24 protein-coding genes are annotated in these 24,364 nt (G+C 71.8%); 12 read left to right on the top strand and 12 right to left on the bottom strand.

The features are described 5' to 3' along the window. The first annotated feature begins 59 nt into the window (after positions 1 to 59). From H295_RS0116450 to H295_RS0116460, 3 genes are all read left to right on the top strand, one after another. Positions 60 to 1,217 (top strand): SCO2400 family protein, encoded by a 1,158-nt coding sequence (locus tag H295_RS0116450; RefSeq protein ID WP_020136428.1) that lies wholly within the window; start codon positions 60 to 62, stop codon positions 1,215 to 1,217. A gap of 155 nt (positions 1,218 to 1,372) precedes the next feature. After that, on the top strand, positions 1,373 to 3,103 hold the full coding sequence (locus tag H295_RS0116455; protein ID WP_020136429.1) for a SulP family inorganic anion transporter: 1,731 nt from the start codon (positions 1,373 to 1,375) through the stop codon (positions 3,101 to 3,103). Positions 3,104 to 3,279: 176 nt separating this feature from the next. Beyond that, a complete protein-coding gene (locus tag H295_RS0116460) occupies positions 3,280 to 3,630 on the top strand; it encodes an ArsR/SmtB family transcription factor (RefSeq protein ID WP_020136430.1) in 351 nt (116 codons plus the stop codon). Between the two features lie 129 nt (positions 3,631 to 3,759). On the opposite strand, the gene H295_RS0116465 is transcribed toward H295_RS0116460, so the two are convergent. Beyond that, positions 3,760 to 4,194 (bottom strand): MarR family winged helix-turn-helix transcriptional regulator, encoded by a 435-nt coding sequence (locus tag H295_RS0116465; RefSeq protein ID WP_028809428.1) that lies wholly within the window; start codon positions 4,192 to 4,194, stop codon positions 3,760 to 3,762. 104 nt (positions 4,195 to 4,298) lie between these two features. On the opposite strand from H295_RS0116465, the gene H295_RS0116470 reads away from it, so the two are divergent. Beyond that, complete coding sequence (locus H295_RS0116470; protein WP_020136432.1) at positions 4,299 to 5,297, top strand: NADP-dependent oxidoreductase; 999 nt, start codon at positions 4,299 to 4,301, stop codon at positions 5,295 to 5,297. Positions 5,298 to 5,393: 96 nt separating this feature from the next. After that, on the top strand, positions 5,394 to 5,816 hold the full coding sequence (locus tag H295_RS0116475; protein WP_020136433.1) for an organic hydroperoxide resistance protein: 423 nt from the start codon (positions 5,394 to 5,396) through the stop codon (positions 5,814 to 5,816). Positions 5,817 to 6,104: 288 nt separating this feature from the next. Here H295_RS0116475 and H295_RS0116480 read toward each other — a convergent pair whose 3' ends face one another. Continuing rightward, positions 6,105 to 7,259, bottom strand: a complete 1,155-nt coding sequence (locus H295_RS0116480; RefSeq protein WP_020136434.1) for an EstA family serine hydrolase — start codon at positions 7,257 to 7,259, stop codon at positions 6,105 to 6,107. Positions 7,260 to 7,519: 260 nt separating this feature from the next. On the opposite strand from H295_RS0116480, the gene H295_RS0116485 reads away from it, so the two are divergent. Then, on the top strand, positions 7,520 to 8,350 hold the full coding sequence (locus H295_RS0116485; protein WP_020136435.1) for an EI24 domain-containing protein: 831 nt from the start codon (positions 7,520 to 7,522) through the stop codon (positions 8,348 to 8,350). A gap of 42 nt (positions 8,351 to 8,392) precedes the next feature. On the opposite strand, the gene H295_RS0116490 is transcribed toward H295_RS0116485, so the two are convergent. Further along, positions 8,393 to 9,634 carry a hypothetical protein gene (locus H295_RS0116490; RefSeq protein ID WP_020136436.1) on the bottom strand — a complete coding sequence of 414 codons (1,242 nt, stop codon included), beginning with the start codon at positions 9,632 to 9,634 and terminating at the stop codon, positions 8,393 to 8,395. Positions 9,635 to 9,762: 128 nt separating this feature from the next. Here H295_RS0116490 and H295_RS0116495 point away from each other — a divergent pair, with 128 nt between their 5' ends. Continuing rightward, the gene (locus tag H295_RS0116495; RefSeq protein ID WP_020136437.1) at positions 9,763 to 10,092 is read left to right on the top strand and encodes a DUF2568 domain-containing protein; all 330 of its coding nucleotides are present in this window, start codon (positions 9,763 to 9,765) and stop codon (positions 10,090 to 10,092) included. A 9-nt stretch (positions 10,093 to 10,101) separates the two neighbouring features. On the opposite strand, the gene H295_RS0116500 is transcribed toward H295_RS0116495, so the two are convergent. After that, positions 10,102 to 10,680, bottom strand: coding sequence for a TetR/AcrR family transcriptional regulator (locus tag H295_RS0116500; protein WP_020136438.1), 579 nt, complete (start codon positions 10,678 to 10,680; stop codon positions 10,102 to 10,104). Between the two features lie 104 nt (positions 10,681 to 10,784). On the opposite strand from H295_RS0116500, the gene H295_RS0116505 reads away from it, so the two are divergent. After that, entirely contained in the window at positions 10,785 to 13,229 is a 2,445-nt protein-coding gene (locus tag H295_RS0116505; protein WP_020136439.1) for a glycoside hydrolase family 3 protein, read from the top strand. Positions 13,230 to 13,303: 74 nt separating this feature from the next. Here H295_RS0116505 and H295_RS0116510 read toward each other — a convergent pair whose 3' ends face one another. Together H295_RS0116510 and H295_RS0116515 are read right to left on the bottom strand one after the other, a co-directional pair. After that, on the bottom strand, positions 13,304 to 14,275 hold the full coding sequence (locus tag H295_RS0116510) for an aldose epimerase family protein (protein WP_020136440.1): 972 nt from the start codon (positions 14,273 to 14,275) through the stop codon (positions 13,304 to 13,306). A 10-nt stretch (positions 14,276 to 14,285) separates the two neighbouring features. Beyond that, positions 14,286 to 15,170: an SGNH/GDSL hydrolase family protein gene (locus H295_RS0116515; RefSeq protein ID WP_020136441.1), complete on the bottom strand. Its 885-nt coding sequence runs from the start codon at positions 15,168 to 15,170 to the stop codon at positions 14,286 to 14,288. 250 nt (positions 15,171 to 15,420) lie between these two features. On the opposite strand from H295_RS0116515, the gene H295_RS0116520 reads away from it, so the two are divergent. Then, positions 15,421 to 15,915 carry a DUF3145 domain-containing protein gene (locus tag H295_RS0116520; RefSeq protein WP_028809429.1) on the top strand — a complete coding sequence of 165 codons (495 nt, stop codon included), beginning with the start codon at positions 15,421 to 15,423 and terminating at the stop codon, positions 15,913 to 15,915. A gap of 66 nt (positions 15,916 to 15,981) precedes the next feature. On the opposite strand, the gene fabF is transcribed toward H295_RS0116520, so the two are convergent. From fabF to H295_RS0116545, 5 genes are all read right to left on the bottom strand, one after another. Further along, positions 15,982 to 17,262, bottom strand: a complete 1,281-nt coding sequence (gene fabF, locus H295_RS0116525) for a beta-ketoacyl-ACP synthase II (RefSeq protein ID WP_020136443.1) — start codon at positions 17,260 to 17,262, stop codon at positions 15,982 to 15,984. A gap of 85 nt (positions 17,263 to 17,347) precedes the next feature. Beyond that, positions 17,348 to 17,596, bottom strand: coding sequence for an acyl carrier protein (locus tag H295_RS0116530; protein ID WP_007381745.1), 249 nt, complete (start codon positions 17,594 to 17,596; stop codon positions 17,348 to 17,350). A gap of 77 nt (positions 17,597 to 17,673) precedes the next feature. Then, complete coding sequence (locus tag H295_RS0116535; RefSeq protein WP_020136444.1) at positions 17,674 to 18,672, bottom strand: ketoacyl-ACP synthase III; 999 nt, start codon at positions 18,670 to 18,672, stop codon at positions 17,674 to 17,676. Positions 18,673 to 18,688: 16 nt separating this feature from the next. Beyond that, positions 18,689 to 19,612, bottom strand: a complete 924-nt coding sequence (locus tag H295_RS0116540) for an ACP S-malonyltransferase (protein WP_020136445.1) — start codon at positions 19,610 to 19,612, stop codon at positions 18,689 to 18,691. A gap of 89 nt (positions 19,613 to 19,701) precedes the next feature. Further along, positions 19,702 to 20,907 carry a PucR family transcriptional regulator gene (locus H295_RS0116545; protein WP_020136446.1) on the bottom strand — a complete coding sequence of 402 codons (1,206 nt, stop codon included), beginning with the start codon at positions 20,905 to 20,907 and terminating at the stop codon, positions 19,702 to 19,704. Positions 20,908 to 20,999: 92 nt separating this feature from the next. On the opposite strand from H295_RS0116545, the gene H295_RS0116550 reads away from it, so the two are divergent. Continuing rightward, a complete protein-coding gene (locus tag H295_RS0116550; RefSeq protein ID WP_020136447.1) occupies positions 21,000 to 21,653 on the top strand; it encodes a pirin family protein in 654 nt (217 codons plus the stop codon). Here H295_RS0116550 and H295_RS0116555 read toward each other — a convergent pair. Further along, on the bottom strand, positions 21,650 to 22,465 hold the full coding sequence (locus tag H295_RS0116555; RefSeq protein ID WP_020136448.1) for a serine hydrolase domain-containing protein: 816 nt from the start codon (positions 22,463 to 22,465) through the stop codon (positions 21,650 to 21,652). The two genes, H295_RS0116550 and H295_RS0116555, sit on opposite strands and share 4 nt — an antisense overlap. 417 nt (positions 22,466 to 22,882) lie before the next feature. Here H295_RS0116555 and H295_RS0116560 point away from each other — a divergent pair, with 417 nt between their 5' ends. Both H295_RS0116560 and H295_RS0116565 read left to right on the top strand, forming a co-directional pair. Further along, a complete protein-coding gene (locus H295_RS0116560; protein ID WP_020136449.1) occupies positions 22,883 to 23,350 on the top strand; it encodes a MerR family transcriptional regulator in 468 nt (155 codons plus the stop codon). Next, a complete protein-coding gene (locus H295_RS0116565; protein WP_020136450.1) occupies positions 23,347 to 24,363 on the top strand; it encodes an aldo/keto reductase in 1,017 nt (338 codons plus the stop codon). Before H295_RS0116560 ends, H295_RS0116565 begins: the two co-directional genes overlap by 4 nt. Position 24,364 lies beyond the last annotated feature (1 nt).

Consider the following 24,364-nt stretch of genomic DNA (forward strand, 5'->3'; position numbering starts at 1 on the left):
ACAACCTTCACACAAGTCCTGGGGAATCCTGCTCCCGGGGACCTTAACCTTCCCGCGTCATGGACTACTGCGACCCGTGCCGACGGCACCTCAACGGCGCCCTCGCCTGCCCGGGGTGCGGCACCTCGATCGACGAGCTGCGCGCGAGAACCCCGCGTGTTCCGGCCCAGGCCCAGCCGCAGGATCCTTCGCCGGCCCCGGCGTACGTGATGTACGGCACAGGGCAGTACGGCACCGGCACCGCCGCCTCTCCCACGGTCGGGTACGCGGGCCCTGAGGGGTACGCCGGGGGCGCGGCGAGCGGCTACGGCGCCCAGGGCGGGTACGACACGGGCGCGACCGCCTCGTACGACCCGACGGCCCCGTACGGCCCGACCGCCGGCGACGGCTACGGCCACGGCGGCGCGGGCAACGGCGCGTACGCGAACGAGGCCCCGGACGGGGGGCAGACCCCGACTCCCGCGAGTGCTGGTGCTGGTCCCGGCGGCGACCTCGGTTCCGAAGTGGTCCCGTCAGGCGACCCCGACGAAGCCGACCCCGTGAGCGGTACCCCCGCCGAGGCGGCACAGCCGTCCGGCGGCCGGGCCTCGCGGCGGCGCGCCCGGGGCCGTGGTGCCGAGGAGGCGGAGCGCGCCGACGGTCCTGACCGCGCGGCTCGCGCCGAGAGCGACGAAGAGCGGGACGGCCATGACGAGGACGACGAGAACGACGAGGACGGCGAGGGTTCCGCCGGTGGAGCCAGCCGTCGGGACCGCAAAGCCGCCGCCCACCGCCGACGCCGTCGCAGGACCCTGCTGATAGCCGCCGGCTTCGTGCTCGCGGCCGGCGGCCTCAGCCTCGCGGAGCTGGGCATGGACGCCCCGGGATCCTCTCCGGCGCCGGCGGCGGTGGGCGACGATGCGACCGAGGGCGGCGCGTCCCCGGACGCGAGCGAAGCGACGTCGACGGCCACCGGCTCCGGCGGAGCCGCGGCTTCGGCGTCACCCTCGTCGTCCGCCTCCGCGTCGCCCTCCGCTTCCGCGTCCGAGAGCGAGGACGCGAGCAAGAGCCCCGACGCCCAGCCGACGGCCACCACGCGTCCGGGCGCCTCGACCCCCCGGGCGACGCCCACGGCGACGAGCGGCGGCTCGGCCCCCACCGCCGCCCCCACGACAACGGCCCCGAGCCCGACCCCGACCCCCACGCAGTGCGACCGCTTCCTGTGGTGGTGCACCTAGGCAGTTTCGATCGGATCGGTCTGTCGTCGGTCCGGGCTCCTCAATTGCCAAATTTAGCAATTGGTAAGATGCTGCATTGACAGTGTTCGCAGGGGTAGTCGAGGGGTCCTGTCGTGTCCGTTCCGCCGCACCAGGCAAGCCCGGCCCACCGCGCGATGACCACGACCCTCCGCCGGGCCTGGGCCCGGGTCGGCGCGCTGCTTCCCACCCGCTCCGATCTCGCGGAGACGCGCCGCGATCCGCGCCGTGATCTGCTGGCCGGGCTGACCGTGGCCGTCGTGGCGCTTCCGCTCGCGCTCGGCTTCGGCGTCTCCTCCGGGCTCGGGGCCGAGGCGGGCCTGGCGACCGCCGTGGTCGCGGGTGCCCTGGCCGCCGTGTTCGGCGGATCGAACCTTCAGGTGTCCGGACCGACCGGGGCCATGACGGTCGTCCTGGTACCGATCGTGGGCCGCTACGGGACGACCGGTGTGCTGACGGTCGGACTGATGGCGGGCGTCATGCTGGTCACGCTGGCCGCGCTGCGGGCGGGCAAGTACATGCAGTACGTGCCCGCCCCGGTCGTCGAGGGCTTCACCCTCGGCATCGCCTGCGTGATCGGCCTGCAACAGATCCCGAACGCGCTCGGCGTGCCCAAGCCCGAGGGCGACCGCGTCCTCGTGGTCACCTGGCGGGCGGCCGAGGAGTTCGCGACGTCCCCGAACTGGACCGCCGTCGGCCTCGCGGTCGCCGTCGCCGCCGTCATGCTGGTGGGCGCCCGGTGGCGGCCGACGGTCCCCGTCTCCGTCCTGGCGGTGATCGCCGCGACGCTCGTCGCGCAGCTCGCCGGCCTGGACGCGGCCAAGCCGATCGGCGACCTGCCCGCGGGGCTGCCCGCACCCTCGCTGTCCTTCCTCGACCTCGGCTCCCTGGGCTCGCTGCTCACTCCGGCGGTCGCGGTCGCCGCACTGGCCGCCCTGGAGTCCCTGCTCTCCGCCTCGGTCGCGGACGGCATGACGGTCGGGCAGCGGCACGACCCCGACCGGGAGCTGTTCGGACAAGGCGTGGCCAACATCGTCGCGCCGCTCTTCGGAGGCGTCCCCGCGACCGGCGCGATCGCCCGCACCGCAGTCAACGTCCGCACCGGCGCGAGCTCCCGCCTGGCCGCCCTCACCCACGCCGCTGTCCTCGCCGTGATCGTCTTCGCGGCGGCCCCTCTGGTCTCGAAGATCCCGCTGGCCGCGCTCGCCGGGGTCCTGCTGGCCACGGCTCTGCGCATGATCGAGGTCGGCTCCCTCAGGGCGATGGCCGGGGCGACCCGCTCCGACGCGCTGATCCTCGCCCTCACGGCCGTCGCGACTCTGGCCCTCGACCTCGTGTACGCGGTGATCATCGGCCTGGTCGTGGCCGGCGCCCTCGCCCTGCGTGCCGTGGCCAAGCAGGCCCGCTTCGACCAGGTTCCGCTCGACCGGGGCGACCACAGCGCCGAGGAACACGCCCTGCTCGCCGAGCACATCGTGGCGTACCGCATCGACGGCCCGCTGTTCTTCGCCGCCGCCCACCGCTTCCTGCTGGAACTGACCGAGGTCGCCGACGTCCGCGTGGTGATCCTGCGCATGTCCCGCGTGTCGACCATGGACGCCACCGGCGCCCTCGTGCTCAAGGACGCGGTGGAGAAACTGAACCGGCGCGGCACCCTCGTCCTCGCCTCGGGGATACGTCCGGGTCAGCGCCAGGCCCTGGAATCCGTCGGCGCGCTCGGAGTACTCAGGCAGGAGGGCCGGGAGTACGACACGACCCCGGAGGCGATCCGCGCCGCCCGCGACCATCTGGCCATGGCCGGTGTCCTGCCCGATGCCTCCGCGGCGAGGGCGCCGGGCCCGGGCACGGAAGCGGAAGCGGCCCGATGAGCACGCACCCCGTACGGCTGCTTCGGGAGAACGGGCCGGACTGCGGGTTCGGCCAGGGCGGCGGCGTGGGCGAGGATGTGCTGCATGAAGTCGGTGGGTGAGTGGAGGCGAGGCGTGGTGCGCGGGCAGGCGGATCCGGCACGGGTGTGGCCCTGCGCGGGGGAGGGGATGGTGCCGTGACCGCGCCGCTCTACCAGCTCAAGGCCGAGTTCTTCAAGACACTCGGTCACCCCGCACGCATCCGAGTCCTGGAGCTCCTGAGCGAACGCGAGCACGCGGTCGCCGAGATGCTGCCCGAGGTGGGTATCGAACCCGCCCACCTCTCCCAGCAGCTCGCGGTGCTGCGCCGGGCGAACCTGGTCGTGAACCGCAAGGAGGGCTCGACCGTGTACTACTCGCTGACCAGCCCGCACATCGCGGAGCTGCTCCGCGTCGCACGGACGATCCTCTCCGGGGTCCTGGCCGGTCAGGCCGAACTGCTCGCCGACCTCCAGGCAGCCCAGTCCGAGGTGAAACCACCGTCCTGAGCACGGCCCTCCCGTGGCAGCCGTCTCCCGGGAAAGGCCCGTGAGACCGAGAGCGCCGGTTACGGCTCAACCCGCGCCCACCACGCATCTGTTCACGGCACACCCAGCATCCGGCACCCGCGAGACCGCCTACGCGTCCCGCATCCGCCTCAACAGGTCCCGCAGGGACTCCCGCTCCTCCTGGGACAGCCCCGTAAGCGGCTCCCGCGCGAACCGCAGCCCTTCCCGAAGGCTCCGTGCCACCCGCACGCCTTCCTCCGTCGCCGCCGCCACCTTCACCCGCCGGTCCGCGGGATCGGGCCGCCGCTCCACGAGCCCACGCGTCTCCAGCCGGTCCACGATCCCGGTGACGTTGGACGGCTCACATTTCAGTTTTTGCGCCAGTTTGCGCATGGGCAGCGGTTCCAGGGACAGCAGACTCAACAGCCGCGCCTGCGCCCCGGTGAGGGCGTGTTCCGCGGCCGCGTCCTCGTAGTCCGAGTAGAAGCGGGCCACCACATCGCCGATGAGCTCCACGACTTCCATGGTCAGGGGGTCCGGCCGGGTCTTGTGAGGTGTGGGCATGCCCACCACAGTACCTCTTTACTTGACAACCTGAAATATCCAGAGGCATGGTTGTTTCAGGTACTGAAGTAAATCGAACGAAGTGAACCCCGAAAGGCTCTGTCATGATCAACCGCGAATGGCACCTGCTCAGCCGTCCCGTCGGCTGGCCCAAGCCCGAGGACTTCGCCCTGGTCGAGGCGGAGGTCCGGCAGCCCGGCGAGGGACAGGTCCTGGTGCGGAACAAGTACCTCTCCGTCGACCCGTACATGCGCGGCCGCATGAGCGCCGCGAAGTCGTACGCGGCCCCCTTCGAGCTGAACAAGGTCATGCAGGGTGGCGCGGTCGGCGAGGTCGTCGCCTCGAACGCCGAGGGTGTCGCCGTCGGCGACCACGTCCTGCACTTCAACGGCTGGCGCGAGTACGCCACCTTCGACGCCAAGCAGGCCGTCAAGGTCGACGCCGACGCCGCGCCCCTGTCCACCTACCTCGGTGTCCTCGGCATGACCGGCCTCACCGCCTACGCGGGCCTGCTGCGCACCGCGTCCTTCAAGGAGGGCGACTCGGTCTTCGTCTCCGGCGCCGCGGGTGCCGTCGGCAGCCAGGTCGGCCAGATCGCCAAGCTCAAGGGCGCCTCCCGGGTCATCGGCTCGGCCGGCTCGGACGAGAAGGTCAAACTGCTCGTCGAGGAGTACGGCTTCGACGCGGCCTTCAACTACAAGAACGGCAAGGTCAGCGACCAGCTGCGCGAGGCGGCCCCGGACGGCGTCGACGTCTACTTCGACAACGTCGGCGGCGACCACCTCGAGGCCGCCATCGGCTCCCTGAACCAGGGCGGCCGGATCGCGATCTGCGGGATGATCTCGGTCTACAACAACACCGAGCCGGCCCCCGGCCCGCGCAACCTCGCCCGGCTGATCCAGACCCGTGGCCGTATCGAGGGCTTCCTAGTCGGCGACCACTACGACCTCCAGCCCCAGTTCGTCTCCGAGGTCGGCCCGTGGGTGGCCTCCGGGCAGCTGAAGTACCGCGAGACGGTCGTCGAGGGCATCGAGAACAACCTGGAGGCATTCCTCGGGGTCCTGCGCGGCGACAACACCGGAAAGATGATCGTCAAGCTGTGACCCTGTGCTGAACTTCCGGTATGCGGTAACTTCTTTCCGAATTCTGCCGTCGATCGTGGGCGCGAGTCGCGGTGGACCGAGGAGGAAGACAACCGCATGCCGGAAATCCAGCAGTCCGACGTCCTGTACACCGCCGTCGCCACCGCCGAGAACGGCCGCGACGGTCGGGTGGCCACCGCGGACGGCAGGCTCGACGTCATCGTCAACCCGCCCAAGGAGATGGGCGGCAGCGGCGACGGCACCAACCCCGAGCAGCTGTTCGCCGCCGGGTACAGCGCCTGCTTCCAGGGCGCCCTCGGTGTCGTCGCGCGTCAGGAGAAGGCCGACATCTCCGGTTCCACGGTCACCGCGAAGGTCGGCATCGGCAGGAACGCCGACGGCTTCGGACTGATCGTCGAGATCTCGGCAACCCTCCCGAACGCCGACCCGGCCACGGCCCGGGCCCTCCTGGAGAAGGCCCACCAGGTCTGCCCGTACTCGAAGGCGACCCGCGGGAACATCTCCGTGACCCTCACCTGACGAGGCTCGTTGGTCGTACAAGGCGCGGGCGGCACCCCTGGACGTGGGGCAGCCGCCCGCGCTTCCGTCACACCCCCGAAGCCGCCGAAGCCGCCGAGACCGCCGGTGTCGCCGGAGCTGCCGGTGTCGCCGAAGCCACCGGAGCTGTTGGGGCCGCCGAGACCGCCGAGACCGCCGAGACCGCCGAGACCGCCGAGACCGCCGGTGTCGCCGAAGTCGCCAGAGCCGCCGGGGTCGCCGTGGCCGCCGAAGCCGCCCGAGTCGCCCCACCCATTGCCACCGCGACTGTCATACGGCCGCCAGGGCCGCCCGGTGTGCGGCTCTGACGAGTCGCTGGTTCTCCGGTGCCGCTCCTCCCGGGAACGCCATCCGGCGGCGGGTGTAGCCGTAGGCCAGGCCGCTGCGGGGATCGGCGAAGGCCTGCGAGCCGCCGGCGCCGCTGTGCCCGAAGGCCCCGGCGCCCAGGAACGGATGGGTCATGTCGGCCGTGGCCTGGAAGCCGAGGCCGAAGGACCGGTGGGCGCGGGCGACCAGGTCGTAGCCGACGGAGTGGATCTGACCCACCTCCGCGACGGTGTCCGGCTTCAGCAGGGGCGGACGGTCGCCGACCTCGCTGATCGCCGCCGCGTACATCCCGGCCAGCCCCCGCGCCGCCGCTACTCCGCCCGCCGACGCCGGCCCCTTCGCGCGCACGGCACGGGAGTTGGCGTGGTCCAGCAGCTCCTGCGGGTCCGCCGCCTGGAGGTTGAAGGCGATCCCGGTCAGGGTGTGCGGTCCCGTCGGCATCGCGTCGAGCAGGGCCTGCTGCTCGGGGGTCGGCAGCATGGGCTGCACGGAACGGAACCGCGGCTCCAGGGACGCCGGCAGCCCCAGGTGGAAGTCCAGCCCGTAAGGCGCCCGGATCCGCTCCTCGTACACCTCCTGGAGGGTACGGCCCGTCGCCCGCCGGACGATCTCACCGGTGAGCGCGCCGATGACGTAGGTGTGATAGCCGAAGGCCGTGCCGGGGCGCCAGAACGGCTTCTGGTCCGCGAGCCGTTCCGCCATCGCCCGGTCGTCCGTCAGTTCCTGCGCGCTGAAACCGCCGTCGATGCCCACCACTCCCGCCCGGTGCGCCAGCAGGTCGCGCAGGGTCAGCTGGCCCTTGCCCTCGGCCCCGAACTCCGGCCAGTAGTAGGTGACTTTGCGGTCCAGCTCCAGCGTGCCCTCCTGCACGAGGAGGGCCACCACCAGATGCGCGGCGCCCTTGGTCGACGAGAACACGCCGTAGAGGGAGTCGGGCCGGACGTCCGGTCCCGCCCACAGGTCGACGACCCGCCTGCCGTGCAGGTGGGCGCACAACTGACCTTCGTAGTCGGGCCGTTCCCCGGCGACGAAGGCGGCGAACTCCTCACGCACCGCCTCGAAGCCGTCCGCGACGGTGCCGTGGATCTCCTGCGTCATCCGCTCTCCTCAACTTCAGCCGCTGCTCGCGTGCGCCGTCCAGCGGGTTCCCGGAGGCGTAAGACCGCTCCACGCACACCCCTGGCCCGAGTTGTGCACGCGTACCTCCTACGGAGCTTCCTGAGATCGGTACGGCGAGATGTACCTCTTCGACTCAACAGCAGCGCGGGGGAGTCCGTGGCGCGGATACCCCGGATGGCGCACCCTCTGCCGCCCGGACGGGGCAAGCGCACGAACGTGCACCCGATAGGGTTCTGGACATGCGTGATCTCGGGGCGGGCTTCCACTATCTCCTGAAGGGCCAGCGATGGGTGGCCCGGCACGGCAAGCAGTACGGCTTCGGGCTGATCCCGGGCCTGATCACCCTGGTGCTCTACGTGGGCGCCCTGGTGTCCCTGGCGACCTGGGGCGAGGACATGGTGTCCTGGGCGACTCCCTTCGCCGACGACTGGTCGAGCCCGTGGCAGGGCCTGTTCCGCGGCTTCCTGGCGGTGCTCCTGTTCGCCCTGGCGCTCCTCCTCGCCGTCCTGACCTTCACGGCCGTCACCCTCCTCGTCGGACAGCCCTTCTACGAGAGCCTCTCCGAGAAGGTCGACCGGGACGTCTCCCCGGACGGCACCGCACCCGAGTCCGGCCTCCCGCTCTGGCGAGAGCTGTGGATCTCCGCGCGGGACAGCCTGCGCATCCTGATCCGGGCCGGGCTGTGGGCCGTCCTCCTCTTCGCCCTCGGATTCATCCCCGTGGCCGGACAGACGGTGGTCCCCGTGCTCGGCTTCTTCGTCACGGGCTTCTTCCTCACCGAGGAACTGACGGCGGTGGCCCTCCAGCGCCGCGGCATCGACCTCCGGGCCCGCCTCGCCCTCCTCCGCTCCCGCAAAGCCCTCGTCTGGGGCTTCGGCACCCCCCTGGGCCTGTCCTTCCTGGTCCCGTTCGTCGCGGTGTTCCTGATGCCGGGAGCGGTGGCGGGCGCGACGCTGATGGCACGGGAACTGCTCGGTGAGGAGACGAGGGACGAGAACGCGGCGGCCGGGGAGGACGCTGAGGGCGCGGCGGCCGAGGAGGGCGCGGAGGAGCCGGTTCCCGGCTCCTAGTCCGGCGGGTCCGCGTGGTTCTTCCGGCCCGCCGGGGAGGTCCTACGCCCCCACCGCCACCGCCACGATCGCCCGGACCTGCGCGATGATGTCCACCCGGTTCTGCACGAACCCCGGATCCGTCACCGCACCCGTCGCCGGATCGGTGTTCCCCGCCCCGAACTCCAGCACAGGCGTGTGCACATGCCCGCCCGGCAGCACGTCGTGCAGCCCCAGCCGGTCCCGCAGCAGCGTGGCCCGGTAGGCGATCTCGTTGGAGAGGTAGTTCCCCCCGCCCCCGGCCCGAGCGGTGGACCCCGCGCTCGGCCCGTCGGGACGGACGACCGCCTCGGTCCCGCCCGCCGGGATCTCGGTCACGCCCGTGTTGTCGTAGACGGGGAACCGCCCGGTGTCCGCCTCCACGATCGCCTTGTACGGCAGCGTGGTCGTCGTCCACTGCGGCTGCGAGGCCGGATCGCCGACCGGTACCGTCCCCGTCACCCCGATGTTGTCGTTGTCCGGGAACCCGCCCCGCCAGGCCCCGTTGGTCCGCTCCACGTCGAACCGCCCCACCCGCCCCTGACTCACGGTCGTGAAGAGGTCCACCTTCCTCAGGTACGGCCGCAGCGCCCGCTCCACGGTCTGGTCCGTGAAGTCCTGCCACCGCACCGGAAACACCACGGTCTCCACCCGGGCGGGCCCCTTCGCCGTCTCGATCACCGTCCCGTCGAGCGCGAGCGCGGTGGCCCCGGACGGATTGGAGATCCGTATGTCCCGGTCCAGCGTGAAGGGGTCGAACCCGGTGAGCAGCACCCGCTTCAGCCGCTGACCGGCCGGATACCGCACCGCGTCCTGCCCGCGCGAGGTCCGCTCCAACTCGCCCAGCAGAGCGGTGCGTTGTGCGTCCGTCAGCCCGAACGACGGTTCCCAGGTGCGCACGTCCCGGGTCATCCCCAACCGTGCCCAGTACAGCGGCCGGTCGTCGTCCCGGCTCAGATCCCCGCCGGCCGGCCCCCGCCCCTGCGCCCGGTCGACGGCCCGCCGCCACAGCCCGGACCCCTCCCGTACGACGAGCTTCCGCGCCTCGGTGTAGGAGCGGGCCGCCCCGAGCGCCCGGGTGAAGTGCCGCGTCACCGCGTCGAACCCGGACCGCTCCAGGATCTCCCGCGGCACCGCCCCGTCCAGGCGCCGCTCCTCCACCGTGGCCGAGGGTGCCGCCTCGGCCGCCGCGGCCGTCGTGGGGACCACCGGTCCCGTCAGCAGGACCAGTCCGAGCATGCCGATCCGAACGCGCAGGGAAGTCAAGGGAGTTCGGGTCCTTCCGTCGCTGTGGGGCGCGAGTGGTGCGGGACCACGGCAGTATCGCCTGCCCCAACTGGTCTACGCCATGGGGCGCGTGGCGGCGGTGCGGGCCACCGGGTGATACTGCGGCCATGAAGGCAGCCAACCTGGGCGTTCTCTTCCTCGTCGAGCTGGGCGCCCTGGCGGGTGCCGCGTACTGGGGCTTCACCCGCGATGTCGCCACACCCCTGGCCTGGCTGCTCGGCCTTGCCGCGCCCGCCCTGCTGATCGCGCTGTGGGCGCAGTTCGGGGCGCGGAAGGCGCGGCACCCGCTGCACGGCGCGGCCCGTGTCGGGTTCGAGGCGCTGTGGTTCGGGGCGGGTGCACTCGCCCTGCTGGCCGCCGGCGACACCGGCGGGGCAGTCACGCTCGCCGTGCTCGTCGTGGTGAGCAAGTCCCTGGCCGTCAAGTGGGGCCAGTAGCAGGCGGATTCAGGATTCCTCGCCGAGCAGCCGCAGGAAGTCCCGGAACGCCCCGGGCATGTCCACCGACTCCGGGTCAAGCAGCCACTGGTACTGGAGGCCGTCCATCACGGCCACCAGCAGCGGCGCGGTGCGTTCCGGGGTCAGGCCGTTGGGGAGCCGCTCGCCGTACTCCGCGCGCAGCGCCACCGCCATCGACTCCCGCACCCGGGTGTAGCGCTCGGTGAAGTACTCCCGCGCCGGATGCCCCTCCGTCACGCTCTCGCCGAGCAGCGCCGAGAAGGTCTGGATGATCCCGGGCCGCATCGCGTTGTACTCGACGAGCGAGGTGAGCAGGTCGACCCGCCAGCTGCCGGCCGGCACCGCGTCCCACCGGTCCCGCTCCTCCAGCACCGCGACCAGCAGCGCGTCCTTCGTCGGGAAGTGGTGCAGCAGTCCCTGCTGGGTCAGCCCGACCCGTTCGGCCACCGCGGCCAGGCTGGCGCCCCGGTAGCCGCGCTCGGCGATGACCTCCAGGGCCGCCCGGACGATCTCGGCCCGGCGCTCCTCGCTTCTGGTCCTGGCGTTCATGGCGTCACCGTACGACATCACCGGGAGCCCGATATAACAGCAAGATAACGAAACCTACCGCTCACCAGGCGGTCGATGCACGATGGGGAGGACCGGCCGGACTTCAACGAGGAGGCACCGCCATGGCGGCACCCGAGGGACACCAGGCCACCACCCCCGCCGACCACGCCCGCGAGGCGGCCGTCGAGGCGGCTCTGAGCCGGCTGGACCTCGACGCCAAGGCCAGGCTCCTCGGCGGCCAGGACCTGTGGTCCCTGCCCGCGCTCCCGGAGATCGGCCTGCCCTCCCTCGTCATGTCCGACGGCCCGATCGGCGTCCGCGGTGTCCGCTGGAGCGCCGACGACCCGTCGATCGCCCTGCCCTCCCCGACCGCGCTCGCCGCCGCCTGGGACCCGGAACTCGCCCGCAGGGCAGGCCGGTTGCTCGCCCAGGAAGCCCGCCGCAAGGGCGTCCACGTCCTGCTCGCCCCGACCGTGAACCTCCACCGCTCCCCGCTCGGCGGCCGCCACTTCGAGGCCTACAGCGAGGACCCGTACCTCACCGGACGGATCGCCGCCGGATACGTCACCGGCGTCCAGGAGGGCGGCGTCGGCACCACCGCCAAGCACTTCGTCGCCAACGACGCCGAGACCGACCGCTTCACGGTGAACAACCTGGTCTCCGAACGCGCCCTGCGCGAGCTGTACCTGGCGCCCTTCGAGCACATCGTGGAGAACGCCCACCCGTGGGGCATCATGACCGCCTACAACACGGTCAACGGCACGACGATGACCGAGCACCACCACCTCGTCAACGAAGTCCTGCGCGGCGAATGGGGCTTCGACGGCTGCAACGTCTCCGACTGGACGGCCGCCCGCTCCACCAAGGGCGCCGTCGAGGGCGGCCTCGACATCGCCATGCCCGGCCCGGTGACCGTCTACGGCGAACCCCTCGCCCGCGCCGTACGCAACGGCGAGGTCGAGGAGAGCACGGTCGACACCGCCGTACGCAACGTGCTGCGGCTCGCCGCCCGCGTCGGCATCCTGGACGGCGCCGAACCCGTGGTCACCGAACTGCCCCCGCCCGTCGACGGCGAGGCCCTGGCCCGCGAGATCGCCCGCCGCTCCTTCGTGCTGGTCCGCAACCTGGGCGCGCTGCCGCTGAAGCCGGGCACCGTCGCCCTCAGCGGCGCCGCCGCCCGGGACGCCCGCATCCTCGGCGGCGGCTCCGCCACCGTCTTCCCGGACCGGATCGTCTCCCCGCTCGACGGCCTCACCGCCGCCCTCCCCGAGGGCGCGGTGAGCTACTCCGTCGGCGCCGACCCGAACACCGAACTCGCCGTCGCCGACAAGGGGTTCAGCCTCCGGGCGATCTGCCGGGACGCGGCGGGCACCGTCCTCGGCACCCGCTCCGCCCCCAACGGCCAGATCCAGTGGACGGGCTCGGACCTCCCCGAGGGCGTCACCCACGAAGGCCTCCACACCGTCGAGCTGACCGGCACCTTCACCCCGCGCGAGAGCGGCACCCACACCTTCGGCATCAAGGGACTCGGCGCCTTCACGCTGGCCGTGGACGGCACCACCCACTACGACGACGTCCAGCGCACCGACAAGGACGACCCGTTCGTCACCTTCTTCGGCGCGCCCGAACCCCGCGCCGAGGTCGAGCTGACCGCGGGCGAGCCGGTCGAGGTCTCCCTCACCCATGTCGTCGATCTCCCCGACGACCTCCCCATGAAGGTCGTCGGGTTCACCCTCGCCCACCTGGACCCGCGGCGCGACCCCGACGAACTGATCGCCGAGGCCGTCGAGGCGGCCCGGCACGCGGACACCGCCGTCGTCGTGGTCGCCACCACCGACCGCGTCGAGTCCGAGGGCTACGACCGCAAGGACCTCACCCTGCCCGGCCGGCAGGACGACCTGGTCCGCGCGGTCGCCGCCGCCAACCCCAACACCGTCGTGATCGTCAACTCCGGCTCCCCGGTGGAGCTGCCCTGGCGCGCGGACGTCGCCGCGATCCTGCTCGGCTGGTTCCCCGGCCAGGAGGGCGGCGCCGCCCTCGCCGACGTCCTCACCGGCGCCCACGAACCCGGCGGCCGCCTCCCCACCACCTGGGGCACCCTGGCCGACGCCCCGGTCACCCGGGTCGAGCCGGTGAACGGAGAACTCCCTTACGACGAAGGCGTCTTCATCGGCTACCCGGCCTGGGAGAAGGCGGGCCGCACCCCGGCCTACCCGTTCGGCCACGGCCTCGGCTACACCGAGTGGACCTACGAGTCCGTCGAGGTCCGGGGTGCCACCGTGCGGGTCCGGCTGCGCAACTCCGGCAGCCGTGCGGGCCGCGAGGTCGTCCAGGTCTACCTGGCGCCCGAGCCCGACGCCGAGCGCCCGGGCCGCAGGCTCGCCGGGTTCGCCGGAGCCGAGGCCGGCCCTGGCGAGAGCGTCGAGGTCACCGTGGAGATCCCGCGCCGGGCCTTCGAGATCTGGGACGAGAAGACCTCGTCGTGGGCTTATGTGAAGGGTTCGTACGAGATCCAGGTGGGACGCTCGATCGAGGACCGCCGGGTCACCGCGACGATTAACGTCTGATATCAGGGGGATCGGCCCCCCGCACAAGCAGCCCCGGCCCGGGACCTGACCCCTGGGCCGGGGCTCGTTCCTTCCTAGCGGGCGGCGAACCCGTACACCGTCTCCGACCGGTACACCTCACCCGGCCGCAGCACCGTGCTCGGGAACTCCGGGCGGTGGGGGGAGTCCGGGAAGTGCTGGGTCTCCAGCGCGATGCCGTCGCCGGGCGCGAAGGGCTCGGACAGATGGTCCGCGGTGTACAGCTGGATTCCCGGCTCGGTGGTCGACACCGTCATGACCCGCCCGGACGCCGGGTCGTACAGCTCGGCCACCTCCACGGCCTGCTCCGTGAGCCCCTTGTCGAGCACGAAGTTGTGGTCGTACCCGGCCCCGACCTTGCGCGTCCGGCGGAAGTCGAACCGGGTGTCCGCGACCTCCTCGACCCCCGTCGGGATCAGGTCCGCGTCGACCGGCGTGTACCGCGAGGCGTCGATCCGCAGTTCGTGCCCGCCCGCGTTCCCGGACCCGGCCAGGTTGAAGTAGCTGTGGTTGGTCAGGTTCACCAGGGTCGGCGCGTCGGTGACCGCCTCGTACGAGATCCGCAGCGCGCCCGACTCGTCCAGCGCGTAGGTCCCGGAGACCTCCAGCCGGCCCGGGAAGCCCTCCTCGCCGTGCGGGCTGACCCGGCTCAGCCGCACCCCGAACTCCCCGGCCGGCTCCAGGTCCCACACCCGCTTGTCGAAGCCGGTCTCCCCGCCGTGCAGGGAGTTGGGCGGGTTGTTCGCCGCGAGGGCGTACGTCCGCCCGTCCAGCTCGAAACGGGCGCCCGCGATCCGGTTCGCGTACCGCCCGACGAAGGCGCCGAGATAGGGACCGGAGTGCTCCAGGTACCCGTCCAGATCGGGGAACCCCAGCACCACGTCCGCGGTCCGCCCCTGCCGGTCCGGGACCTCGACCGACTGCACGATCCCGCCGTAGGACAGGATCCGCACGCGCACGCCCGCGCGCTCCAGGGTCCAGCGGTGGACCGGTGTGCCGTCGGGAAGCGTGCCGAATTGTTCGTTCATGTGCGGAACTTTAGGTCACGGCCTTGACCTTGCGGTATGCGATCTCCGCCAGCCGTGCCTGGCCGTTCACGCTCGGATGGAACCAGTCCCAGTGACTGAGCTGGTCGGTTCCGAAGCGGTAGTCGTACACCGCGCCCCCGTCGTACCGGCAGTGCCTGTCCTTCGCGCACACCTGCTTCAGCACGGCGTTGTACTCCTCCACCCGCTGCTGCACGGTGTCCCGGCGCTCGGTCGCCGCCGCGTCCAGGGCGTCCGCGTCGGCCAGCATCGACGGGCACACGCCCAGCTTCCACACCTGCTTGCCCAGCGGACTGGTCCGCCCCTGGGACCACAGCCGCTTGAGGTTGGGCACGCTCGCCACGTACACCTGGGCCTTGGGCGCCTTCCGGCGCAGCACGCTCAGGGCGTCCTCGAACCCGGCCCGGAAGTCCGACACCGATGTCATCGCGGCCGTGGAGTCCCGGCAGGCGTCGTTGGCGCCCACCATGACCGTCACCAGCCCCGGCGCGCGCGAGGCCGCCTGGGACATCTGCGCGGACAGATCGGCCATCCGCGACCCGGACACCGCGTAGTTCCAGCTGCGCTCGGCCGCCTCGGCCTTCCCCAGCAGCCGTACGGCCAGCGAGTCGACCTGCGCGCTGCTCCCGGTGGCCCAGGAGACGTCGGGGCAGTCGGTCAGCACCCCGCACGCGTCGAAGCCGCGGGTGATGGAGTCGCCGACGGCGGCCAGTGAGGCCGGGCTGCTGTCCCAGGCGGGCGTGGGCTTCGGCGAGGGCTTCGCCTTCGCCGTCGGCGCCGCGGAGTCGCCGCCCACGGCGTCGCACCCGGCGACGCCCACCAGAGCGGCGGTCAGGACGGCGGCGACGGCCCGCGAGCGGTGGCGCTGCATGCGCATCCGTGGTGTTCCCCTCGTGAAATGGTGGTCCGTTCATAACAACGCGCCCGAGTTCCCGGCGGCCCCGAGGGAACGATCGGGACCCGTACTGGCGTCCTGCCGGGTGAATGGCGGGCGTTTCGGGGCATCGGGACCGACGGTACGTCACACTCCTTGCGCCGCCGCACGGTAGCCTCGCCCTCAACGTGGCCGGTCGGCATCGCCGCCGTGCCGGCCAGCAAGACCTGTCCCGCTCTGCCCGGAGGTCCCGGTGACGACACGTGGAGTTCTGTACGTGCACTCCGCGCCGCGCGCGCTGTGCCCGCACGTCGAGTGGGCGATCGCCGGGGTGCTCGGCACACGCGTCAACCTCGACTGGATCCGGCAGCCGGCCGCGCCCGGCACCTGGCGCTCGGAGTTCTCCTGGAAGGGCGAGGCCGGCACCGCGTCCAAACTCGCGTCGGCGCTGCGGGGCTGGCACCTGCTGCGCTTCGAGGTCACTGCCGAGCCCTGCGCCACCGCCGAGGGCGAGCGCTACAGCTGCACCCCCGAGCTGGGCATCTTCCACGCGGTCACCGGGATCCACGGCGACATCCTGATCCCGGAGGACCGCCTGCGGGCCGCCCTGACCCGCTCGCAGCGCGGGGAGACGGACCTGGAGGCCGAGCTGTCCAAGCTCCTCGGCAAGCCCTGGGACGACGAGTTGGAGCCCTTCCGGTACGCCGGCGAGGGAGCCCCGGTCCGCTGGCTGCACCAGGTCGTCTGAGTCCGCCGTACACGCGAAGGGCCCCCACCGACCGGTGGGGGCCCTTCCGTTGCGTACAGACGTTTCTCAGACCGTGCGGAACGCCAGCACCACGTTGTGCCCGCCGAAGCCGAACGAGTCGTTCAGCGCGGCGATACGGCCCTCCACGGGCAGCTTGCGGGCCTCGCCGCGGACGACGTCGGCGTTGGCCTCCGCCTCCGGGTCGAGGTTCTCGACGTTGATGGTCGGCGGGGCCACCCGGTGGTACAGGGCGAGGACGGTCGCGACCGTCTCGATGCCACCGGCACCGCCCAGCAGGTGACCGGTCATCGACTTGGTCGCCGAGACCGCCATGTGGTCGGCGTCGTCCCCGAACACCTTGCGCAGCGCCTTGAGCTCGGCGATGTCACCGGCCGGCGTCGACGTGGCGTGCGCGTTGACGTGCACGATCTCCGCCGGGTTCAGGTCGGTGTTCTCGAGCAGGTGCTGGAGCGCGGCCGAGATGCCCCGGCCCTCCGGCTCCGGCTGCACGATGTCGTGGGCGTCGGCGGAGATGCCCTGACCGACCGCCTCGGCGTAGACCCGGGCGCCGCGCCTGGCGGCGTGCTCCGCGGACTCCAGGACGACCACACCCGCGCCCTCGCCGAGGACGAAGCCGTCCCGGGCGGTGTCGTAGGGACGCGAGGCGCCCTGCGGGTCGTCGTTGTTCTTGGACATCGCCATCATGTTGCCGAACGCGGCGATGGGCAGCGGGTGGATCGCCGCCTCGGTGCCACCGGCGACGACGATGTCGGCGCGGCCGGTGCGGATCATCTCGATGGCGTAGCCGATGGCCTCGGCGCCCGAGGCGCACGCGGAGACCGGCGTGTGCACGCCCGCACGGGCGCCCACCAGCAGGCCCACGTTGGCCGAGGGGCCGTTCGGCATGAGCATGGGAACGGTGTGCGGGGAGACGCGGCGGACGCCCTTCTCCTTCAGCACGTCGTACTGGTCCAGGAGGGTCGTCACACCGCCGATGCCGGAGGCGATGACGGCGCCGAGGCGGTCCGGGTCGACGTCGCCGACCGAGCCCTCCTCGCCGGCCTTGCCCTCGAAGCCCGCGTCGGCCCACGCCTCCTTGGCGGCGACCAGTGCGAACTGTGCCGAACGGTCGAGGCGCCGGGCCTGCGGCCGCGGGATCACCTCGGTCGGCTCCACGGCGACGGGCGCCGCGATACGGACCGCCTGGTCGGCGGCCCACTCCTGCTCGAGGGGCTTGACGCCGGACTTGCCGGCGACCAGACCCTCCCAGGTAGAGGCTGCGTCGCCACCCAGCGGTGTGGTTGCGCCGATACCGGTGACGACCACGGTGCGATTGGTCGGGCTCACGGGAAATCTTTCTCCAACGGTACGAGGATTAAGCGGCGCCACCGCCGGGTGGCGGGGCCGGTCAGCGTCCGGCCCAAGCAGGGGCTCAGGCCTGGTGCTTGAGGATGTAGTCGGTCGCGTCGCCGACCGTCTTGAGGTTCTTGACGTCGTCGTCCGGGATCTTGACGTCGAAGCGCTCTTCGGCGGCGACGACGACCTCGACCATGGACAGCGAGTCGACGTCCAGGTCGTCGGTGAAGGACTTGTCCAGCTGGACGTCCTCAACCGGGATGCCGGCGATCTCGTTCACGATGTCGGCGAGACCGGCGACGATCTCTTCCTGAGTGGCGGCCATGTTGGCGCTCCTTCGTTTTCTTATCCAGAGGGTTGGCAGTGTTCCCGTCCCGGACCGGTCGATCCGGCACGGAGTGCCTAGGGGAGGGTAACGACAGTGGCGGCGTACACGAGACCCGCCCCGAATCCGATGACGAGCGCGGTGTCGCCGCTCTTCGCCTCGCCGGTCGCCAGAAGCCGCTCCATCGCGAGCGGGATCGAGGCGGCCGAGGTGTTGCCGGTGGTGCGTACGTCACGCGCGACCGTGACGTGCTCCGGCAGCTTCAGTGTCTTCACCATCGAGTCGATGATCCGCTCGTTGGCCTGGTGGGGGATGAAGACGTCCAGGTCGTCCGGGCTGATCCCGGCCGCGTCCAGCGCCTGCTGGGCGACCTTCGCCATCTCGAACACGGCCCAGCGGAACACCGCCTGGCCCTCCTGCGTGATCGCAGGGAACTTGTCCGTGGAGCTGTCGTACTCGTTCCACGCCACGGTCTGCTTGATCGTCTCGGACTTGTCGCCCTCGGAACCCCAGACCGTGGGGCCGATGGCCGGCTCCGGGGAGGGACCCACGACGACCGCGCCGGCGCCGTCGCCGAACAGGAAGGCGGTGGCCCGGTCCTCCAGGTCGGTCAGGTCGCTCAGCCGCTCGACGCCGATCACCAGGACGTACTCCGCGCTGCCCTCGACGATCATGCCCTTGGCGAGCGTGAGGCCGTAGCCGAAGCCCGCGCAGCCCGCCGAGATGTCGAAGGCGGCGGCCTTGTCCGTGCCCAGCTTGTCGGCGATCTCGGTCGCCACGGCCGGGGTCTGCTTGAAGTGCGAGACGGTCGAGACGATCACGCCGCCGATCTGCTCGGCGGAGATCCCGGCGTCGGCGATCGCCTTGCCGGACGCCTCGATCGACATGGCGGCGACGGTCTCCTCGTCGTTCGCCCAGTGCCGGGTCTGGATGCCGGAGCGCGAGCGGATCCACTCGTCGGAGGAGTCGATCGTCTCGAGGATCACCTCGTTCGGCACGACCCGGGTCGGACGGTAGCCGCCGACCCCGAGGATGCGCGCGTACGGGGCGCCCTTGCTGGGCTTGATCTTCGACATGCTCTCGTGCTCCTTCTCAGGCACCGTGCTCGGCGATGAGCTCGCGAGCAGCGTCGAGGTCGTCGGGGGTCTTGAGCGCCAGCGTCTTCACACCGGGCAGCGCGCGCTTGGCGAGGCCGACCAGCGTGCCGCCGGGGGACACCTCGATGAGCGCGGTGGCGCCGAGCTCCTTGAAGGTCTCCATGCACAGGTCCCAGCGGACCGGGTTGGCGACCTGGCCGACCAGCCGCTCCAGCACCTCGGCGCCGGTGGCGACGGCCCGGCCGTCCTTGTTGGAGACGTACGTGACCTTCGGGTCGGCCGGCGTCAGGTCGGCGGCGGCCTTGGCCAGCGCGTCGACCGCGGGGGCCATGTGGTGCGTGTGGAAGGCGCCGGCGACCTTGAGCGGGACGACCTTGCGGACGCCCTCGGGCTTGTCGTCGTTCAGCGCGGCGAGCTGCTCCAGCGTGCCCGCGGCGACGATCTGCCCGGCGCCGTTGACGTTCGCCGGGGTCAGGCCCAGCTTCTCCAGGTGCGCGACGGAGACCTCCGGGTCGCCGCCGAGCAGCGCGGACATGCCGGTCTCGGTGATAGCGGCGGCGTCGGCCATGGCCAGACCCCGCTTGCGTACGAGGGTGAGGGCGGCGGTGTCGTCCAGGACGCCCGCGAAGGAGGCGGCGGTGATCTCACCGACGCTGTGCCCGGCGACCGCACCGGGGGCGATGTCGGCGATGGCACCGAGTGCCGAGGCGGACAGGATCCCGGCCGCGACCAGCAGCGGCTGGGCCACCGAGGTGTCCCGGATGGCGTCGGCGTCGGCCTGTGTGCCGTAGTGGACGAGGTCCAGTCCGATGGCGTCGGACCACGCGGCGACGCGGTCCGCGGCACCGGGGAGTTCGAGCCAGGGGGTCAGGAAGCCGGGCGTCTGGGCGCCCTGGCCGGGAGCGACGAGTACGAGCACTCTCACACTCTCTCTTGAGGGCGGCCCAAGCCGCCCGTGGGGACAGGGACGAAGAACGTGTGGGGGTTTTGTTGGCCCCCGACAAAAGCCTAGGGCTGGAGATCACCGTCGGCCAGACGCCCCAGGATGAGCGCGATCCGCAGGGTGAACGCCGACCGTACATCGGAAGGCGACCAACCGGTGACGTCAGTCACACGTCGAAGCCGGTAGCGCACGGTGTTGGGATGCACGAAAAGCATCCGGGCCGCACCTTCCAGACTGGACGCCTGTTCGAGGTAGACGGACAGCGTTTCGAGGAGCGCGGAACCGGCCTCCTCCAGCGGTCTGTAGATCTCCTCCACCAACTGCTCGCGCGCACCGGGATCACCGGCCATCGCGCGTTCCGGAAGCAGGTCGTCCGCCAGCACCGGGCGCGGGGCGTCCTGCCAGGCCGAACACGCCTTGAGCCCGGCGGCGGCCGCCTGCGCGGACCGGGTCGCGGCCAGCAGATCCGGTACGACGGGACCGGCGACCACCGGTCCGGCCGCATACGGCCCGATCAGCGACTTGGCCACGGCCAGCGGGTTGTCGCTGCCGCCCGCGATGACGACGAGCCGCGCCCCGAGCACCCCGGTCAGCACCTGGAGCTTGGCGTGCCGGGCTGCCCGCCGGATGGCCTCCACGGTCAGCTCGGAGTCCCCGTCGGGGGCGGTGCCCAGCACCACGCACACATGCTCGGGCGCGTTCCACCCGAGCGCGGCGGCCCTGCTCACGGCACCTTCGTCGGCCTCCCCGCTCAGCACGGCGTTGACCACCAGCGACTCCAGGCGGGCGTCCCAGGCACCGCGTGCCTCGGCGGCCTGGGCGTAGACCTGGGCGGTGGCGAAGGCGATCTCACGGGCGTAGACCAGCAGGGCCTCACGCAGCACGGACTCGTCACCGGGAGCCGCGACCTCGTCGATCGCGCTCTCCATCACCTCGATCGTGGTGCGCACCATCTCGACGGTCTGCCGCAGCGTGATGGCCCGGGTCAGCTCCCGCGGAGCGGTGCCGAACACGTCGGTGGAGATGGCCTGCGGGGCGTCCGGCTGCCGGAACCACTCGGTGAAGGCCGCGATACCGGCCTGGGCGACCAGCCCGATCCAGGAACGGTTCTCCGGGGGCATCGCCCGGTACCACGGCAGCGTCTCGTCCATCCGCGCGATGGCCTGCTGGGCCAGCGACCCGGACGACTTCTCCAGCCGCTTCAGGGTCGCGGCGTGAGCGTGGACGACGGACGCGGCGGGATCGGACTTGCGGAGTTCGGGTTCGGGCACGTGGACAAGACTGCCTTATCCGGACGTCAGTGCGCGCCGCCGGGGTTGTGCTTGATGGTTCGGACACGTGGCCGCGGGTCTACCGTGGTCCCGTGACGGACGTACGGCGCGCCGGCGAGCGCTATCCAGGCGGGGATCCCGGGGCCGGGATCGAGTCGTGGCACGCCTTCTCGTTCGGGCCGCACTACGACCCCGGCAATCTGCGGTTCGGCGCGCTGATCGCGTGCAACGAGGAACGGCTGCTGCCCGGTGCCGGGTTCGACGAGCATCCGCACAGCCACACCGAGATCGTGACCTGGGTGGTCGAGGGGGAGCTCACGCACCGGGACTCCACCGGGCACGGGACGGTCGTACGGGCCGGTGACGTGCAGCGGCTCAGCGCCGCCGCGGGTGTGCGGCACGTCGAGCGCAACGACGCCGACACCCCGCTGACCTTCGTGCAGACCTGGCTGGCACCGCTGGAGCCGGGCGGCGAGCCGTCGTACGAGATCGTCCGGGGGATCGCCGACTCGACGCCGTACGCGATCCCGGGGGCTGGCGCGATGCTGCACGTGCGGCGGCTGGCCGCGGGGGAGCGGACCGCGGTGCCGGACGCGCCGTTCGTCTACGTCCATGTCGTGCGCGGTGACGTACGGCTGGACGGCGAGGAGCTGGGCCCCGGTGACGCGGCCCGGATCACCGACGCGAAGGAGCTGGACGCGGTGGCGGTGACCGGGGCCGAACTGCTGCTGTGGGAGATGTCCTAGAGCTCGGAGCGCACCGCGTCGGTGAAGGGCGGCCACGCCTCGACCGCCCAGGGCCCGAAGGCGCGGTCCGTCAGGGCCACGCAGGCCGCCCGCGCGTCCGGGTCGATCCACAGGAACGTACCGGACTGGCCGAAGTGCCCGAAGGTGCGCGGCGAGGACGAGGAGCCCGTCCAGTGCGGGGACTTGGAGTCGCGGATCTCGAAGCCCAGGCCCCAGTCGTTGGGGTTCTGGTGGCCGTAGCCGGGCAGCACGCCCTTCGTGCCCGGGTACTGGACCGTCATCGCCTCGGCGACCGTGCGCGGGTCCAGCAGCCGCGGTGCCTGCACCTCCGCCGCGAACCTCAGCAGGTCCTCGACCGTCGAGACCCCGTCCTTCGCCGGGGAGCCCTCCAGGGACGTCGACGTCATGCCCAGCGGCTCCAGGACCGCCTGGCGCAGGTACTCCGCGAACGGGATGTCCGTCGCCTTGGCGAGATGGTCGCCGAGGTGCTCGAACCCGGCGTTCGAGTACAGCCGCCGCTCCCCGGGCGGGGCGGTGACCCGGTGCTCGTCGAAGGCCAGCCCGGAGGTGTGCGCGAGCAGATGCCGCACGGTCGACCCGCTCGGCCCGGCCGGCTCGTCGAGCTCGATCGCGCCCTCCTCGTACGCGACGAGGACGGCGTAGGCGGCGAGCGGCTTGGTGACCGAGGCCAGCGGGAAGCGGTGGCTCACCGGTCCGTGGGTGCCGAGGACCGTGCCGTCGGCCCGCACCACCCCCGCCGCGGAGGTGGGAACCGGCCAGTTCTCGATCAGGGCGAGGCTCTGCAAGGACATGCCGTCGAGGTTAAGCCGCTCACAGCTTCAGAATCATCGTGGGGTCCGGCTTGGTGACGAACCCGAGGTCGATGTAGAGCGGCTCGGCCTTCGGGGACGCGGAGGCGGTGCGGTGCCGGTGTGGACGGTACTGAGTTCTCTCGCCCCCGCCGCCCCTACCCGTCCCATCCCCAGGGGCGCTGCCCCTTCGACCCCGTGAGAACCCTGGGCCCGACTGGACTCCGTCCACGGCACCCACTCAGGGGCGCGGGGAACTGCGCGATCAGCCCCACTGGACCGGCACTCCACCACGCACCGCCACCTCGTCCGCTCCCGCTCATGCCCCGCACGCCAGTCATGAAGTCCGTGTGTCGTCCTGCCGATTTCTTACCGGTACCGCTTGCTTGGAGTGCACTCCAAGGCCATAGCGTTGAGGTCATGACGGTGATGGAGACCACGAGTACCAGGACCGACAGCTGTGCCGCCCCGCCGCACCCGCACCGGCGCCCCAACGGCCAGGACAGCTACACGATCAGCGAGGTCGTCGCCTTCACCGGCCTGACCGCGCACACCCTGCGCTGGTACGAGCGCATCGGCCTGATGCCGCACATCGACCGCTCGCACACCGGCCAGCGCCGCTACAGCAACCGCGACCTCGACTGGCTCGCCTTCGTCGGCAAGCTCCGGCTCACCGGCATGCCGGTCGCCGACATGGTCCGGTACGCGGAACTGGTGCGGGAGGGCGACCAGACCTTCGGCGACCGCTTCAAGCTCCTCGAGGCGACCCGCCGGGACGTGCGGGCCCGGATCGCGGAACTCCAGGACACCCTCGCCGTTCTGGACCACAAGATCAGTTTCTACGCCGAGGCCGGCAGCGCCGACTGGGAGAAGGAGAAGGCAGGATGACCGACAGCAGGATCCCCACCGCACGACTGGGCGAGAACGGCCCGGAGGTCGGCGCCCAGGGACTCGGCTGCATGGGCATGAGCTTCGCGTACGGCCCCGTCGACGCGGAGGCGTCCCGGGCCACCCTGGAGCGGGCCCTGGAGCTCGGGATCACGCTCTACGACACGGCGGACGCCTACGGTCAGGGAGAGAACGAGAAGTTCCTGTCCCCGTTCTTCAGGGCCCACCGCGACGAGGTCGTGATCGCCACCAAGTTCGCCCTGTCGATACCCCCGGACGACCCGACCCGGCGGATCATCCGCAACGACCCGCCGTACATCCGCCAGGCCGTCGAGGCGAGCCTGAAGCGCCTGGACGTCGACGTGATCGACCTCTACTACATGCACCGGCGCGATGTGAACGTGCCGATCGAGGAGTCCGTCGGCACGATGGCCGAGCTGGTGCGCGAGGGCAAGGTCAAGCACCTGGGCCTGAGCGAGGTCACCGCGGGCGAGCTGCGCGCGGCCCAGGCCGTCCACCCGATCGCCGCCGTGCAGTCGGAGTGGTCCCTGTTCAGCCGGGACATCGAGGCCAAGGTGGTCCCGGCCGCCCGTGAACTCGGCGTCACCCTCGTCCCGTACTCCCCGCTCGGCCGCGGCTTCCTCACCGGCTCCTTCACCGACGCCGCCAAGGACCTCACCGCCGACGACTTCCGCCGGCAGCAGCCCCGCTTCACGGGCGACAACGCCGCGGCGAACGCGGCCCTGCTGGAGCCGATCCGCCAGGTCGCCGACGCCCACGGGGTCTCCCTCGGCCAGGTCGCGCTGGCCTGGGTCCAGCAGCAGTCCGAGGTCCACGGCCTCCCGGTCGTCCCGATCCCGGGCACCCGCAAGTCGGCCCGGGTCGAGGAGAACGCGGCGGCGACCGGCATCGAGCTCACCAAGGAGGAACTGGAACTGCTGGAGCCGATCGCCGGCCAGGTGGCGGGCGACCGGTACGCGGACATGCGGTTCTCGTCGGCGGGCCGGGAGTGAG

Origin of the sequence: Streptomyces sp. 351MFTsu5.1, from assembly GCF_000383655.1 — a bacterium.
Taxonomy (GTDB): domain Bacteria; phylum Actinomycetota; class Actinomycetes; order Streptomycetales; family Streptomycetaceae; genus Streptomyces; species Streptomyces griseorubiginosus.

Excerpts from the sequence above, each read along its gene's own strand:
- H295_RS0116450 (WP_020136428.1), top strand. The coding sequence starts at position 60 with ATGGACTACTGCGACCCGTGCCGACGGCACCTCAACGGCGCCCTCGCC.
- H295_RS0116455 (WP_020136429.1), top strand. The coding sequence starts at position 1,373 with ATGACCACGACCCTCCGCCGGGCCTGGGCCCGGGTCGGCGCGCTGCTT.
- H295_RS0116465 (WP_028809428.1), bottom strand. The coding sequence starts at position 4,194 with ATGCCCACACCTCACAAGACCCGGCCGGACCCCCTGACCATGGAAGTC.
- H295_RS0116470 (WP_020136432.1), top strand. The coding sequence starts at position 4,299 with ATGATCAACCGCGAATGGCACCTGCTCAGCCGTCCCGTCGGCTGGCCC.
- H295_RS0116475 (WP_020136433.1), top strand. The coding sequence starts at position 5,394 with ATGCCGGAAATCCAGCAGTCCGACGTCCTGTACACCGCCGTCGCCACC.
- H295_RS0116480 (WP_020136434.1), bottom strand. The coding sequence starts at position 7,259 with ATGACGCAGGAGATCCACGGCACCGTCGCGGACGGCTTCGAGGCGGTG.
- H295_RS0116485 (WP_020136435.1), top strand. The coding sequence starts at position 7,520 with ATGCGTGATCTCGGGGCGGGCTTCCACTATCTCCTGAAGGGCCAGCGA.
- H295_RS0116495 (WP_020136437.1), top strand. The coding sequence starts at position 9,763 with ATGAAGGCAGCCAACCTGGGCGTTCTCTTCCTCGTCGAGCTGGGCGCC.
- H295_RS0116500 (WP_020136438.1), bottom strand. The coding sequence starts at position 10,680 with ATGTCGTACGGTGACGCCATGAACGCCAGGACCAGAAGCGAGGAGCGC.
- H295_RS0116505 (WP_020136439.1), top strand. The coding sequence starts at position 10,785 with ATGGCGGCACCCGAGGGACACCAGGCCACCACCCCCGCCGACCACGCC.
- H295_RS0116510 (WP_020136440.1), bottom strand. The coding sequence starts at position 14,275 with ATGAACGAACAATTCGGCACGCTTCCCGACGGCACACCGGTCCACCGC.
- H295_RS0116515 (WP_020136441.1), bottom strand. The coding sequence starts at position 15,170 with ATGCGCATGCAGCGCCACCGCTCGCGGGCCGTCGCCGCCGTCCTGACC.
- H295_RS0116530 (WP_007381745.1), bottom strand. The coding sequence starts at position 17,596 with ATGGCCGCCACTCAGGAAGAGATCGTCGCCGGTCTCGCCGACATCGTG.
- H295_RS0116535 (WP_020136444.1), bottom strand. The coding sequence starts at position 18,672 with ATGTCGAAGATCAAGCCCAGCAAGGGCGCCCCGTACGCGCGCATCCTC.
- H295_RS0116555 (WP_020136448.1), bottom strand. The coding sequence starts at position 22,465 with ATGTCCTTGCAGAGCCTCGCCCTGATCGAGAACTGGCCGGTTCCCACC.
- H295_RS0116560 (WP_020136449.1), top strand. The coding sequence starts at position 22,883 with ATGACGGTGATGGAGACCACGAGTACCAGGACCGACAGCTGTGCCGCC.
- H295_RS0116565 (WP_020136450.1), top strand. The coding sequence starts at position 23,347 with ATGACCGACAGCAGGATCCCCACCGCACGACTGGGCGAGAACGGCCCG.